Raw genomic sequence first — 14,486 nt, 5'->3', positions numbered from 1 at the left:
TATGAAAATGAAAAAAGAAGATTTGATAATTACTAATTTGCAGCTCGCTTTTCAAAATAATGAAAAAGAAAAAAAAGCAGCTAAACTAATTATCACCAATACCGAACTTGCCTTTCAAAATGATGAAAAAGAAAAAAGAGCAGCTGAATTAATTATAGCCAACAAAGAACTCGCCTTTCAAAATGATGAAAAAGAAAAAAGAGCAGCTGAATTAATTATAGCCAACAAAGAACTCGCCTTTCAAAATGATGAAAAAGAAAAAAGAGCAGCTGAATTAATTATAGCCAACAAAGAACTCGCCTTTCAAAATGATGAAAAAGAAAAAAGAGCAGCTGAATTAATTATTGCCAATAAAGAACTCGCTTTTCAAAATAATGAAAAAGAAAAAAGAGCAGCTGAATTAATTATTGTTAATAAAGAACTCGCCTTTCAAAATGATGAAAAAGAAAAAAGAGCAGCAGAATTAATGGCAACCAATATAGAACTTAAGAATGCCGAAGAATCACAAAAAGAATATATTAGGGGCTTAGAAAAAATCATGTATTTGACTTCACATAAAGTCAGACAGCCAATTGCTAATATTATTGGTTTGTCTCTCATGATTGATATAACTAAAGATTCAAAAGAAGAAATTAAACAATCTATCGATTACATAAAAGAATCCGCATTATCACTAGACCTTTTAACTAGAGAGTTAAACGCACATGTTTTATATCTAAAGAAAAAAGTAAAAATGTAAATGCCATTGTAAACGGATTATATTAAATTTTAGGAGATGGAATCCTAAATGTCTATGGATTTTGTATAAAAAGATTCCCTCTTAAAAACAATTAAAATTGTTTTTAAGAGGGAATCTTTTTATAGCATGATATAAAACCCATACTATATTGACACCTATGCGATTTTACTTACACCCGTACTCTTTTTTTATATAAAAACTACCGACATTTTAAAATTTAAAATAAGATTTTTCAAAAAAATTACAATATAAAATACTGATATATAATTAATTACAAAAAATACTGAATTTTGTATCAGTGAATTATAAAACAATGAAAATTAATAGTATAACAAGTTAGAGGCATTAACAATGAACCTTTGTCTCACTTAACAATTAATCCCCAAAATTAAATAAAAATGAAAACAAGAAAATTACTATTAACCGTCGCAGTACTATTCATAGCCTTATTTTATGGCTGTGCAAATGATGATTTTCAAGAAGTAGATGGTGTTTGTCCGCTTGTGACATCAACCAGTCCTATTAATGGAGCTATAAACGTTCCTCTTGATCAAATAATTACTGTAAGCTTTAATGAAGAAATGAATCCTGAAACTATAAATCAGTCTTCATTTACTTTAAACGGAACTTCTCAAGTTGCAGGTGCAGTAACATACAGTGGAACTACGGCAACTTTTACTCCATCTGCATTACTTACACCTAACACTACATATAGTGCAAGAATAACCAGGACCGTAAAAGACCTTACGGGTAATGCGTTACAAACAGAAACTATTTGGACTTTCAGTACTGGTTTAACAGTAACTCCAATGGTTTCGTCTACTGATCCAGAAAACAATACTAATAACGTAGTTTTAAACAAATTAGTAAGTGTTACTTTTAACATGCCTATGAAGGCTTCTACAATTAATACAACAACCTATACTTTAAAACAAGGAACCACAGCCGTTTCTGGTACAGTATCTTATAGTGGCAATACTGCTCTCTTTACACCAACAGGACCTTTGGCCCCTAACACTGTTTATACAGCTACTGTTTCTAAAGCAGCAACAAATTTAGACAATACTGCTTTAATTAGTGACTATGTATGGAAATTTACAACGGGTGCTTTAGTAGCTCCTACTGTAACAGCTACAGATCCAATCAACAATTCAACAGGAGTCAATCTTAACAAAACGATTACTGCTGACTTTAGCATGATTATGGATCCGTTGACTATTAATGGAACTAATTTCACCTTAAAACAAGGTACAACAAGTATTGCAGGAACAGTAACTTATTCAGGAACTAGAGCCTCTTTTAATCCAACCAATGATTTAGTAGAAGGTGAAATTTATACAGCCACTATTACAATAGCTGCAAAAAGTGCAACAGGAATTCCTTTAGCAAATGACTATGTGTGGAAATTTACAACGGGTGCTTTAGTAGCCCCAACTGTAACAGCTACAAATCCAATCAATAATTCAACAGGAATTAGTCTAAATCAAACGGTTACCGCTGACTTTAGTATGACGATGGATCCGTTAACAATTAATGGAACAACATTCACATTAAAACAAGGTACAACAACGATTGCTGGAACAGTAACTTATTCTGGTACTACAGCCTCTTTTAATCCAACAAATGATCTTTTGGAAGGTAAAATTTATACTGCTACAATTACAACTGGTGCAAAAAATGTTGCAGGAGTTCCTCTAGCAAATGATTATGTATGGAACTTTACAACATTGGTAGCAAATACACCTGCTCCCACTGCAAAATTATTCTTCGGAGTCTTTGGAGGGAATGCTGGAATAACGAATCAAGGATTATTAACAAGAATTAATAATGGAGGAATTGGTACAACAGCTGCTTCTACATTGGTAACTGGTTTCACTGATATTGCTGCTTCACCATTTGAAGTATATACTGTAACACCACTTAATAACGGTCTTGTAGCTGGTGGAATCTATACTGCAGCTCCTGCACCAGGAAATGCTACAAAAGCACAAATAGCACTTGAAGGATTGAATGCTGCAAGAGATCTTTACAATAGTATCTCTCCTGCCTCTAAACCAGGAGGAAGTGATCAAGGATCTGGAGAATTAGGAGCCCTATCATTGGCGCCAGGTGTGTATAAATCAGCAAGTGGTACTTATAAAATTACTAATGGGGATCTTGAATTAGATGCGCAAGGAGATGCAAATGCCGTTTGGTATTTCCAAGCAGCTTCATCCTTAACTGTAGGTTCTCCATCAGCTTCTAGAAGTGTTAAGTTTAAAAATGGAGTAGGTTCTCCTAGTAACGTGTATTGGTACGTAGGTAGCACAGCAGTTATTAACTACGGTGGTGGCGGAGTAATGGTAGGAAACATTATTGCAAATAGTGGCGTGACATTGTCTTCTCCTGGTAATAGCACAACTCCAGTAGGTCAAGAAACAGTATTGAATGGTAGAGCAATTTCATTAGTTTCTTCGGTAACTATGGTAAATACTATTATTAATATCCCTAATAACTAGTTTTTAATCTAAGTTTTTAATATCCCGTCTTAGGGCGGGATTCATTTAAATAAAACCTAATAATAAAATACATAAAAATGAAATCAAAAAATATTTATAATGAGACATCTTGTGTATCAAGGTCTCTTGCCAATCGTACATTAAAAAGTATCGGACTAATTACTTTAGCTTGGTTGAGTTTTCAAACCTCAGTTCAAGCGCAAGAAACTCTAGAAGCTAAGTATACAAAACCTTCCTGGTATTTTGGTTTAGCTGGTGGTGCTAATTTTAATTTTTACCGCGGATCTACACAGCAAATGAATGCGAGCTTTACTTCTCCTAAAACATTTCATGATGGATTTGGAGCAGGTCTTTTTATTGCGCCACTTTTGGAATATCGTCCTGCTGATTCAAGATGGGGAGTTATGCTACAAGCTGGATATGATAATCGTAAAGGTAAATTTGATCAAGTAGTTACAGCATGTGACTGCCCAGCTGATTTAAAAGCGAATGTAAGTTATATAACTGTAGAACCAAGTTTGCGTTTTGCTCCTTTCAAATCTAATTTCTATATATATGGAGGTCCACGTTTGGCTTTCAATATGGATAAATCATTTACCTATCAATTAGGTATAAATCCTGCATATCCAGATCAAACAGCTAATCCAGCTGTGAAAGGTGATTTTGACAATGTCAATAAAACTATTGTTTCTATGCAAATTGGAGCTGGTTATGACATTCCACTTTCGTCAGATAGTAACAAAACGCAATTTGTATTGTCTCCTTTTGTTTCTTTCCAACCTTATTTTGGTCAAGATCCTCGTTCAACTGAAACTTGGAATATTACTACTGTAAGAGCTGGTGTTGCACTTAAATTTGGACAAGGCCAAAATATCCAACAGTCTACTGATATGGTAAAAGACGCCGAAGTGAAATTCTCTATTAATTCACCAAGTAATCTACCAGGTGAGTCTAGATATAATGAAATATTCCCACTTAGAAACTATGTGTATTTTAATGCCGGTTCAACTGAAATTCCAAACCGTTATGTTTTATTAACTAAAAATCAGGTAAAAGATTTCAAAGAAGATCAATTAGAAGTTTATGCTCCTAAAAACTTGTCTGACCGTTCAAAACGACAAATGACTGTTTACTATAATATTTTGAATATTTTAGGTGATCGTATGCAAAAAAATCCTACATCAACAATTTCTTTAGTAGGGTCTTCAGAAAATGGTCCTACAGATGGATTAGTAATGGCAGAATCTGTTAAAACGTATTTAGTAAATGTATTTGCAATTGATGCGTCAAGAATCATAACTAAAGGTCAAACAAAACCTAATATCCCTTCTTTACAACCAGGAGGAACATTAGAATTAGAACTTCTTAATGAAGGAGATCGTAGAGTATCAATTGAAAGTACTTCACCAGATTTATTGATGGAATTTCAAAACGGACCTGATGCCCAATTGAAACCAGTAAAAATTGTAGCACTACAAGAAGCACCAATTGAAAGCTATGTTACTTTTGATAATACAGGAGCTACTGAAGCTTTATCGTCATGGTCTTTACAAATTGCTGATGAACAAGGAAAAGTACAATCTTTTGGTCCATATACAGAAGATGTAGTTCGTATACCTGGTAAAGCAATCTTAGGTAACCGTGCAGAAGGGGATTACAATGTAAAAATGATTGGTCAATCAAAAAGCGGTAAAATTGTAGAGAAAGAAAGCCCTATACATGTTGTACTTTGGACACCAGCAAAAGTGGAAGAAGGAATTAGATACAGTATTATTTATGAGTTTAATAAAGCTAAAGCTATTTCAATTTATGAAAAATACCTTACTGATGTAATTACTCCAAAAATTCCAGCTGGAGCAACCGTAATTATTCATGGACATACTGATATAATCGGTGAAGAAATTCACAATCAAGATTTGTCTTTAGCTCGCGCTAATGATGTGAAAAACATTATTGAAAGTGGTTTATCTAAAACTGGAAGAAATGATGTGAAATTTGAATTACATGGATTTGGAGAAGATGAAAACAAAGCTCCTTTTGAAAATAAAACTCCAGAAGAACGTTCTTATAATAGAACTGTAATAATTGACATTATTCCAGCTACTAAATAAAAGAGTAGCGAAGATACTTATATCATTCAAAAAAGAGGATAGAAACTTAAAAGTCTATCCTCTTTTTTTGTGTTCTATTTTTATTTGATAATCAACTAAAATATAATTAAAGCCAATATTCATGCTATGAAAATTTTAATTCTATAATAATTTAAATCAATAAATATAATTATCTTTATATCAACAATTTAACAATAATATCATGAGAGAAAATCTATTATACACCCCTATAAAAATTGGCTCAATCGAATTAAAAAATCGAATTGTTATGGCCCCAATGACTCGATGCAGAGCATTAAAAAATATTCCCAATGAACTTATGTGCGAATATTATAAGCAGCGTTCAACTGCAGGATTGATCATAACTGAAGGAACATCACCTTCTCCAAACGGTCTAGGTTATGCCAGAATTCCAGGGATATTTAGTGAAAAACAAGTTGAGGCCTGGAAAAAAATCACAGAAACAATTCATAAAAATAAAGGCAAAATAATTGTTCAATTAATGCACTCAGGAAGAATAAGTCACCCCCTTAATATGCCTGTAGGTTCAAAAATACTGGCACCCTCAGCCGTTAAAGCAAGTGGGCAAATGTGGACTGACTTAAAAGATTTTCAAGACTTTGAAACCCCAGCTGAAATGACTTTACAAGATATAATCCATGCAAAAACCGAATTTATTTGTGCTGCTGAAAATGCCCTATTTGCTCATTTTGACGGAGTAGAATTACATGCTGCCAATGGGTACTTATTAGAAGAATTTCTTTCACCTATCACCAATACTCGTACTGATAATTATGGTGGGAGTATTGAAAACCGATGTCGTTTTGTACTCGAAGTAACCAAAGCAGTAGCACAAACAATTGGAAAAGACAAAACAGGAATTCGTTTATCTCCTTATGGTGTCGCAAGTGACATGCCTCATTATCCCGAAATTAATCCGACTTATGACTATTTATCTAAGGAACTTAATAAATTAGATATTGCATATATCCATTTAGTTGATCATTCTGCGATGGGATCCCCTCCTGTTCCATTAGAAATAAAGAAAATGATTCGTGAAAATTTTAAAAATGCTATTATTCTTTGCGGTGGCTTTAATAATGAAACCGCCGAAGAAGCTATTGAAAGTGGTTTAGCGGATCTTGTTGCTTTTGGTAGACCGTTTATCTTAAATCCTGATCTTGTAGATCGATTTAAAAATAATTGGCCACTTTGTGAAGATTTAAATATGGATCTCTTTTATACCGCTGATGAAAAAGGATATACTGATTATTCTTTTTATAATTCTTGAGGAAATTAATATTTTATTAAAATTATGATGAAAGACATATTCCAATTATTAGATTTATTAGGTAATGATAAAGAGAACTTGTTGAATCATGTGTGCAAAACAATTGCTAAAAATCAAATCCATTTACCCAATAAAGATAGCGTTGATTCGTTTTTAAATAGTAATCGAAATGAGCAATCCATTAGAAGTATAAATCAACTTTATCACAATGGAAATCTTTCTGGAACTGGCTACCTATCTATTTTACCCGTTGATCAGGGAGTTGAGCATACTGCTGGTAGTTCCTTTTCTCCAAATCCAATTTATTTTGACCCAGAAAATATATTAAAGTTAGCATTAGAAGCTGGTTGTAATGCAGTAGCCTCTACAATGGGAGGTTTAGCATTGCTCTCTAGAAAGTATGCACATAAAATTCCTTTTATTGTAAAAATTAATCACAATGAATTAATGACGTATCCTAACAAATATGATCAAATCATGTTTGCAAGTGTACAAGACGCATGGAATATGGGAGCAGTTGCTGTTGGAGCCACCGTATACTTTGGTTCAACTGAGTCAGACAGACAAATCATAGAAGTCGCACATGCATTTGAAGAAGCACATAATTTAGGAATGGCAACTATACTTTGGTGTTACACCCGAAACAAAGCCTTTATAAAAGATGGAATAGACTACAATATTGCTGCAGATATTACAGGACAAGCCAATTATCTAGGTGTCACATTACAAGCAGATATTATAAAACAAAAATTACCACTCAACAATGGTGGTTTTACTACTTTAAAATTTGCTAAAACTAATCCTGATATGTATTCAAAACTGTCTAGTGAGCACCCTATCGATTTGTGCCGTTATCAAGTACTAAATTGTTATTCAGGTCGCATTGGAATGATTAGTTCTGGCGGAGAATCAAAAGGTAAAACTGACTTTGCAGAAGCGGTAAGAACAGCAGTAATAAATAAAAGAGCAGGAGGTTCTGGAGTGATAATGGGGCGAAAATCTTTTCAACGCTCTTTTAGTGAAGGTATTAAACTCATAAATTCAGTACAAAAAATCTATTTGTCAAATGAAATAACAATTGCCTAACAAGTAAAATAGATAGTTAAACAACTAAAAAATAATTGAAATCTTAAAAATATTAAATTAAATTAAATTCATTTTTAGATATTGAATATAAAATTAATTCTTAACAAAAAAATTATTATTTTTACTGTTCATAATTTTTAAATATGACCGAGAACGAAAAAACGCTAACCAAATTCTACACTGCCTTTACTAATGCCGATGCATCTACAATGTGCGAATGCTATCATCCAGATATTAAATTTAGAGATCCTGTTTTTGGTCTATTAAAAGGAAATCAAGCTTGTGATATGTGGAAAATGCTAATTAAAAGTAGTAAAGGAAACATCAAAATAGTATTCTCTAATATAGAAGCTGATGAATATTTAGGTACTGCAAAATGGGTAGCCACCTATAATTTTAGCAAAACGAAACGGAAAGTTATAAATGAAGTAAGTTCTCATTTCCATTTTAAAAACGGTTTAATTATTAAACATACTGATGATTTTGACATTTGGAAATGGTCAAAACAAGCTTTTGGAATTCCTGGAATCTTATTTGGTTGGACTGGTTTCATGCAAAAAAAAATTCACGAGAAAGCAATTTCATCCCTTAAGGATTACCAAAAAAATAAACAATGATAATTAATACTCTAAAAACTATATTTAAACGAGATCTTAATCAGTTAATAAACGAAATTGATTTGTATCAAAATGAGAGTTCAATATGGCATGTTGAAAAAGAAATATCAAATTCAGCTGGAAATCTATGCCTACACTTAATAGGAAATCTTAATACATACATAGGAAGTGTTTTTGGAAATACTAACTATATCAGAAATAGACCTCTTGAATTTTCATTAAAGAATGTTCCTAAATACGATTTGATACAAAAAATCGATGCCACAATACTTGTAGTCGAGGAAGCTTTAAATGCAATAAAAGAAGATGATTTAAAAATGGATTATCCTTTATTAGTTTTCGAAAATAAAACGTCAACGGAGTTTATGCTCATACATTTGACTACTCACCTATCCTATCATCTAGGACAAATAAATTACCACCGCCGCTTATTGAATGAATAAATTAGTCTTTGTTTAGAGAGCAAAAATAATTCTAATAGATCTAATCAATTTAAAGAGTCTAATTATCTCCTAGTATTTTTTTTCTTTCTTCAAATTCGGCTGTAGACAACTCCCCATTTGCATATCTTCTTTTCAAAATTTCCAAAGGGGATTCCTTTTCCGAAAACGTATTAGTATTGGTTTTAACAAAAAATCGAAATAAAAAAATAAAACAAAATACCATTATAGGTAACCATATAACCCACATTATTCCCATGTTCCAGTAAGTATCGTGATACATCATTATTTCCAGCAATTAATGTTATTAAGTAATTTGCTTTTATTAGTTAAAATAGACCTTCTTTTTAAGCAAAATCCAATTTAACTCATTTTTTACAAGTTATAAACTATCCTATTATTCACCATGACTGCGTTTTATATCTATAGAATCTATCTCCATGCTATTACCAATTATCATCTTTTTATTACCAATAACATGTGTTGTGTTTTTTCTATTTTTTAAATATAATTCGAACTGCCTTGCCAATTGCCGGTCTTCACTAATTGTTTTAAAAACTTCTTTTTGCTGAAGAGAATCCTTCAATAAAATATTTATAGATTGTTTTTGAGCATTTATCTGGAAACTAACAAAAAACACTGTGACAATTGACCATTTAAATTTGAAAAGAAGTTTCATAGTACCAATTTTTACAATTCTATTTATAGTACTTAAAGATAATGAATTAAAAACTAAAATTATTCAAATATCTGAAAATCAATATTTTAAAATAAAAAAAATACAATCCGTACTTAAAAATGCTTTTCATTTCTCTTTTATGATGAATCAATAATTTATTATCTAATTTGGCAATCTATTACAAATGATTATCTTGCGAGTAATGTATATCAACAATTGTTGAGCTAAATCTAAAAAAATAATGAAAAAAGTATTACATAAAAAATTAAATGAATTACAAGCAACCGCAATTTGCGGAAATGATATTAGTTCATCTTGTCTTTACGTATCAGCACTTACAATTATGTATGCGGGCCAATATGCTTGGATTTCATTATTATTAGTTGCAGTTGTATTATTTTTATTCCGAAAAATATATGGTGAAGTTGTTGGTGCTATTCCTCTAAACGGTGGTGCTTACAATGTATTATTAAATACTTCTTCCAAAAGGTTAGCTTCACTTGCTGCTACCTTAACGGTATTATCTTATATGGCGACAGCTGTTATATCGGCATCTGAAGGAATGCATTATCTACATGGTATAGCTCCAGGAATTAATGTCGCAATTGCAACAGTAGTTGTATTACTTGCTTTTACTGGATTAGCTATTTTAGGAATTGGAGAATCAGCAATTGTTGCTGTTGTAATTTTTATTATTCATTTATCGACCTTAAGTATATTAGTCCTAGCATCTTCTTGGTTTATTTTCTCTAATGGATTAGAAACTTTCAATATCAACTGGAGTCTACCTGTGAGTTCAGGCGGAATTATCAATGCATTATTCTTAGGGTTTTCGGCAGCAATGTTAGGTATTTCAGGTTTTGAAAGTTCAGCTAATTTTGTTGAGGAACAAGAGCAAGGTGTTTTCCCTAAAACACTTCGCAATATGTGGGCTATAGTAAGTTTTTTCAATCCAGTTATAGCATTATTATTAATTTGTATTATCCCCCTTGCGCAAGTTGGAGAACATCAAGAGTCATTATTAGCTTATTTAGGACACACAACTGGTGGATCTTGGTTAGCATATCTTATCTCTATAGATGCTGTTCTAGTACTTTGTGGTGCTGTTTTAACATCATTTGTAGGAGTTTCAGGTTTATTAAATCGTATGACTTTAGACCGTATTTTACCCAACTACTTTTTAAAACAAAATAAGCGTGGTTCTAATTATAGAATAATCATCAGTTTCTTAATATTATGTGTATCCGTTTTATTCGTTACGGCAGGTAATCTTATTGCATTAGCTGGAGTTTACACCTTCTCGTTCTTAGCGGTAATGGGATTATTTGGAATTGGAAATTTATTATTAAAATTCAAACGTAAAAAATTACCAAGACCAGAAAAAGCAAGAGGAATTGCAGTAGTTTTTGCAGTTTCACTTATCATAGCTGCCTTTATAGGAAATGTTCAATTAAATGTAGACTCTTTCTACACTTTTATTAAATACTTAATTCCAGCTTTACTTTTTGTCTCAATTATGCTCAACCGATCTTTTCTTATAAAAGTATTGATTGAAGCTTTAGAATATTTTTATAAACCATTACGTAGAATGGTGATTTTTAGTAATCGATATTTATTAAAAATGAATTTAAAAATCAATTCACAAGAACTTGTATTTTTCACAAAAGGGGATGACGTCGCTATCATAAATAAGGTAATGCAATACGTTCAAAATAACGAAACCACTAAAAAATTAAAAATTGTCAATGTAAAAAGTGAAGGGGAAAATAACGATTTACTTATAAAAGATCTTAAAGTATTAGATCGCGCCTATCCTGAAATTGATATCGAATTTATTGAACTAGAAGGTGTTTTTGGTCCTGAAATCATCGATGAACTATCAAATAAATGGAAAATTCCAAAAAACTTTATGTTTATTGGTTCTCCAGGAAATCGTTTCTCTTATAGAGTATCTGAACTTGGTGGTGTACGTTTAATTATGTAATTTTAATATTCTCTTATTTAATTCTCTCAATAACAATGCAATGAAAGAACTATTAAACTATACTCTTTTTCAAGATGGAGAATTCAATATTAAGATTATTAGCATTATAAAGCTATTCGTCTTTCTTATCGTAACGGGTCTTCTTTTGAAAATTATTAAAAAAACAATTTACAAAGTTGACAAAATTGACGAAGCTAAAAAATATTCCATTTACAGTTTAGTCAGATATTTAATTATTGTAATTTCGATTATTACTGGTTTACAACTATTTGGATTTAATTTATCGGTACTAGTAGCAGGTTCAGCAGCATTATTAGTTGGGATTGGTTTGGGATTACAAAACCTATTTAGTGATTTTGTTTCTGGAATTATACTCTTGGTTGACTCTTCAGTTAAGGTAAATGATGTTATAGAAGCTGACGGATTAATATGTATTGTAAAGGAAATCAACTTAAGAACAACCACCGTTTTAACGCGAGATGATAAATACATTATCCTACCTAATTCTAATTTAACAAAAAATCAGTTAATAAACTGGACACATAATGATCTCTCGTCAAGGTTTGACGTCAATATAGGTGTAGATTATTCATCGGATATAAAACAAGTAATGCAAGTACTTAAGGAAGCTGTTGATAGTCAAAACGGTGTACTAAAGGAACCAAATCCTTTTGTTCGATTTACTGATTTTGGTGATTCATCACTAAATTTTTCTGTTATTTTCTGGTCTGAAGATGTTTTTAGAGTCGAAAGTATAAAAAGTGAAATGAGGATCAAAATATTTGAATTATTTAAAGAAAATAATATCATCATTCCTTTTCCTCAAAGAGTAATACACATCAACAAATAGACAAAAATGGAAAAGCAAATCCAAGAATACCTATATAATCCCACTGTTGGGAAAATTGTGACTTTTCTTGTTGGTGTTGCCATAATTTGGATGATTATTAATGGGGTTCAAAAAAAACTATTTTCAAAAATAAAAGACAATGACAATAGATATAAAGCTAAAAAGTTCAGCACCTTTGTTGGCTATTTAATAACTGTTGTTTTTTTAACTGTTGTTTTTAGTGATAAATTAGGAGGCTTCACTGTTGCATTAGGCGTAGCTGGAGCAGGAATAGCATTTGCTTTACAAGAAGTAATAGCATCCTTTGCAGGTTGGTTAGCCATCATGTTTGGTGGATTTTATAATACAGGAGATCGCGTACAACTAGGAGGAATAAAAGGAGACGTAATGGATATTGGAGTGCTACGAACTACAATTATGGAAACAGGGCAATGGGTTGATGGTGATTTATACAATGGAAGAATAGTATTGATTGCCAATAGTTATGTTTTTAAAGAACCTGTTTTTAATTATTCTGGAGATTTTCCTTTTTTATGGGACGAAATAAAAATACCCATTCAATACGGAAGCAATTACGATAAAGCTCAAGAAATAATATTGAATGTAGGTATCGAAGTTGCAGGTGATTTAACCAATACTTCAAAAGAAAAATGGAAAAAACTTCAAAATAAATATAGATTAGAAGACGCACAAACTGAACCCATGATTTCCTTGGTTGCCAATGACAATTGGGCCGAATATACGCTTCGTTATGTGGTAGGTTATAAAAAAAGAAGATTTACCAAAACGGCATTGTTTTCTAAAATCTTAAGCCAAATAGAAGCTACAAACGGAGAGGTAAAAATGGCTTCCGCCACATTCCACTTGGTTCAAGCACCTGATTTCAATATCAATATCAAAAAATAATAATGGACGTATTTCATCTTTTTTCAATACTAATTGTAGTATCAGCAGTCTTTGCTTACATTAATTTTCGTTACCTAAAATTACCAAGCACTATTGGTTTAATGCTTGTGTCCTTAGTTTTTTCTCTATTTATATTAGTTTTCGGGAATAATTTCCCTGATTTCAAGCGAGACATAACTGCTACCATGTACAATATCAATTTTAGTGAATTACTACTGGAAGGAATGTTGAGTTTTATGCTTTTTGCAGGAGCAATTCACATTAAATTCAAAGATTTGAACAATGAAAAATTAAGTATCTTATTATTTTCAACCATAAGCGTGCTGATTAGTACCTTCCTAATAGGATTTGCATCTTATTATGTATTGACTTTTATGGGTTTCAAAATAGATTTGATCCACTCCATGCTTTTTGGAGCTTTAATTTCACCTACAGATCCTATTTCAGTTTTGAGTATTTTAAAGAGTACTGGAATTTCAAAATCATTAGAAACAATCATCGCAGGAGAATCTTTATTTAACGACGGTGTAGCTGTTGTAGTATTCATTACACTATTAAAACTAGCTAGTCCTGGTGCAAACTTGGACGCAATTAGTATAATGATGTTGTTTGGTCAAGAAGCTATCGGAGGTTTAATTCTAGGTCTGATAGTGGGTTATATTGGATTTAAATTCATAGCCAGTATAGATCATTACCAAGTAGAAGTATTAATCACTTTAGCAATCGTTATGGGAGGTTATACACTTGCACACTATCTTCATGTGTCAGGCCCACTAGCTATGGTTGTTGCGGGGTTGATTACTGGTAACCAAGGAAAAACTTTAGGTATGTCAGATATAACAGCACGATATGTAGACGGATTTTGGGAACTAATAGATGAAATCCTAAATGCACTTCTTTTTGTACTTATAGGATTAGAACTTTTAGTTATTCAAACCAATCAAAAAATACTTATTGCAGCTTTTATTATTTTAGTCATTACACTAATTACTCGTTACATATCCATTTTTATTCCATCCATTTCGGTACGACTTAAAGAAAAAATAACTCAAAAAACGAGACTAATATTAACGTGGGGAGGTCTAAGAGGAGGCATTTCTATTGCTCTAGCTTTATCAATTAATCCAGAATATCACAAAGAAATATGGGTAACAATCACCTATGTAATTGTTTGTTTTTCTATTTTAGTACAAGGACTAACTATTGGAAAATTTGCTAAAAAAATGCAATAAAAATAAGCTAATAAAACCTGAATCGACATTTTACAAAACACGCCTTTTCGATA

Annotated in this window: 13 protein-coding genes; 11 read left to right on the top strand and 2 right to left on the bottom strand. The window is 31.7% G+C overall.

The features are described 5' to 3' along the window. Nucleotides 1-7 precede the first annotated feature (7 nt). The 7 genes from AB3G39_RS08790 (at nt 8) to AB3G39_RS08760 (ending at nt 8,785) form a co-directional block, all read left to right on the top strand. Entirely contained in the window at nt 8-739 is a 732-nt protein-coding gene (locus tag AB3G39_RS08790) for a diguanylate cyclase (protein ID WP_369769281.1), read from the top strand. Nucleotides 740-1,137: 398 nt separating this feature from the next. Then, nucleotides 1,138-3,237 carry an Ig-like domain-containing protein gene (locus AB3G39_RS08785; RefSeq protein ID WP_369769279.1) on the top strand — a complete coding sequence of 700 codons (2,100 nt, stop codon included), beginning with the start codon at nt 1,138-1,140 and terminating at the stop codon, nt 3,235-3,237. A 77-nt stretch (nt 3,238-3,314) separates the two neighbouring features. Next, a complete protein-coding gene (locus AB3G39_RS08780; protein ID WP_369769277.1) occupies nt 3,315-5,348 on the top strand; it encodes an outer membrane beta-barrel protein in 2,034 nt (677 codons plus the stop codon). Nucleotides 5,349-5,550: 202 nt separating this feature from the next. After that, complete coding sequence (locus tag AB3G39_RS08775; protein WP_369769276.1) at nt 5,551-6,639, top strand: alkene reductase; 1,089 nt, start codon at nt 5,551-5,553, stop codon at nt 6,637-6,639. A gap of 27 nt (nt 6,640-6,666) precedes the next feature. Continuing rightward, nucleotides 6,667-7,725: a class I fructose-bisphosphate aldolase gene (locus AB3G39_RS08770; RefSeq protein WP_369766270.1), complete on the top strand. Its 1,059-nt coding sequence runs from the start codon at nt 6,667-6,669 to the stop codon at nt 7,723-7,725. A 143-nt stretch (nt 7,726-7,868) separates the two neighbouring features. Beyond that, the gene (locus tag AB3G39_RS08765; protein WP_369754029.1) at nt 7,869-8,342 is read left to right on the top strand and encodes a nuclear transport factor 2 family protein; all 474 of its coding nucleotides are present in this window, start codon (nt 7,869-7,871) and stop codon (nt 8,340-8,342) included. Continuing rightward, on the top strand, nt 8,339-8,785 hold the full coding sequence (locus tag AB3G39_RS08760; RefSeq protein ID WP_369764847.1) for a DUF1572 family protein: 447 nt from the start codon (nt 8,339-8,341) through the stop codon (nt 8,783-8,785). The genes AB3G39_RS08765 and AB3G39_RS08760 overlap by 4 nt, the downstream gene beginning before the upstream one ends. 58 nt (nt 8,786-8,843) lie before the next feature. On the opposite strand, the gene AB3G39_RS08755 is transcribed toward AB3G39_RS08760, so the two are convergent. Both AB3G39_RS08755 and AB3G39_RS08750 read right to left on the bottom strand, forming a co-directional pair. Continuing rightward, nucleotides 8,844-9,008 carry an SHOCT domain-containing protein gene (locus tag AB3G39_RS08755; protein ID WP_369766269.1) on the bottom strand — a complete coding sequence of 55 codons (165 nt, stop codon included), beginning with the start codon at nt 9,006-9,008 and terminating at the stop codon, nt 8,844-8,846. Nucleotides 9,009-9,179: 171 nt separating this feature from the next. Continuing rightward, on the bottom strand, nt 9,180-9,461 hold the full coding sequence (locus AB3G39_RS08750) for a hypothetical protein (protein ID WP_369764846.1): 282 nt from the start codon (nt 9,459-9,461) through the stop codon (nt 9,180-9,182). Nucleotides 9,462-9,702: 241 nt separating this feature from the next. Between AB3G39_RS08750 and AB3G39_RS08745 the strand changes: the two genes are divergently transcribed. The 4 genes from AB3G39_RS08745 to AB3G39_RS08730 are packed head-to-tail and all read left to right on the top strand — an operon-like array spanning nt 9,703 to nt 14,433. After that, nucleotides 9,703-11,445, top strand: coding sequence for an APC family permease (locus AB3G39_RS08745; RefSeq protein ID WP_369754033.1), 1,743 nt, complete (start codon nt 9,703-9,705; stop codon nt 11,443-11,445). A 40-nt stretch (nt 11,446-11,485) separates the two neighbouring features. Next, nucleotides 11,486-12,295 carry a mechanosensitive ion channel family protein gene (locus tag AB3G39_RS08740; protein ID WP_367753660.1) on the top strand — a complete coding sequence of 270 codons (810 nt, stop codon included), beginning with the start codon at nt 11,486-11,488 and terminating at the stop codon, nt 12,293-12,295. A 6-nt stretch (nt 12,296-12,301) separates the two neighbouring features. Then, the gene (locus AB3G39_RS08735) at nt 12,302-13,201 is read left to right on the top strand and encodes a mechanosensitive ion channel family protein (protein WP_369764844.1); all 900 of its coding nucleotides are present in this window, start codon (nt 12,302-12,304) and stop codon (nt 13,199-13,201) included. Nucleotides 13,202-13,203: 2 nt separating this feature from the next. Continuing rightward, entirely contained in the window at nt 13,204-14,433 is a 1,230-nt protein-coding gene (locus AB3G39_RS08730) for a cation:proton antiporter (protein WP_367770570.1), read from the top strand. The last annotated feature ends 53 nt before the right edge of the window (nt 14,434-14,486 follow it).

This window comes from Flavobacterium sp. WC2416 (assembly GCF_041200095.1).
In the GTDB taxonomy this organism is placed as follows: domain Bacteria; phylum Bacteroidota; class Bacteroidia; order Flavobacteriales; family Flavobacteriaceae; genus Flavobacterium.
This window is presented reverse-complemented; position numbering and strand designations above follow the sequence as displayed.

Excerpts from the sequence above, each read along its gene's own strand:
- AB3G39_RS08740 (WP_367753660.1), top strand. The coding sequence starts at position 11,486 with ATGAAAGAACTATTAAACTATACTCTTTTTCAAGATGGAGAATTCAAT.
- AB3G39_RS08750 (WP_369764846.1), bottom strand. The coding sequence starts at position 9,461 with ATGAAACTTCTTTTCAAATTTAAATGGTCAATTGTCACAGTGTTTTTT.
- AB3G39_RS08765 (WP_369754029.1), top strand. The coding sequence starts at position 7,869 with ATGACCGAGAACGAAAAAACGCTAACCAAATTCTACACTGCCTTTACT.
- AB3G39_RS08730 (WP_367770570.1), top strand. The coding sequence starts at position 13,204 with ATGGACGTATTTCATCTTTTTTCAATACTAATTGTAGTATCAGCAGTC.
- AB3G39_RS08770 (WP_369766270.1), top strand. The coding sequence starts at position 6,667 with ATGAAAGACATATTCCAATTATTAGATTTATTAGGTAATGATAAAGAG.
- AB3G39_RS08775 (WP_369769276.1), top strand. The coding sequence starts at position 5,551 with ATGAGAGAAAATCTATTATACACCCCTATAAAAATTGGCTCAATCGAA.
- AB3G39_RS08780 (WP_369769277.1), top strand. The coding sequence starts at position 3,315 with ATGAAATCAAAAAATATTTATAATGAGACATCTTGTGTATCAAGGTCT.
- AB3G39_RS08745 (WP_369754033.1), top strand. The coding sequence starts at position 9,703 with ATGAAAAAAGTATTACATAAAAAATTAAATGAATTACAAGCAACCGCA.
- AB3G39_RS08755 (WP_369766269.1), bottom strand. The coding sequence starts at position 9,008 with ATGGTATTTTGTTTTATTTTTTTATTTCGATTTTTTGTTAAAACCAAT.
- AB3G39_RS08790 (WP_369769281.1), top strand. The coding sequence starts at position 8 with ATGAAAAAAGAAGATTTGATAATTACTAATTTGCAGCTCGCTTTTCAA.
- AB3G39_RS08785 (WP_369769279.1), top strand. The coding sequence starts at position 1,138 with ATGAAAACAAGAAAATTACTATTAACCGTCGCAGTACTATTCATAGCC.
- AB3G39_RS08735 (WP_369764844.1), top strand. The coding sequence starts at position 12,302 with ATGGAAAAGCAAATCCAAGAATACCTATATAATCCCACTGTTGGGAAA.
- AB3G39_RS08760 (WP_369764847.1), top strand. The coding sequence starts at position 8,339 with ATGATAATTAATACTCTAAAAACTATATTTAAACGAGATCTTAATCAG.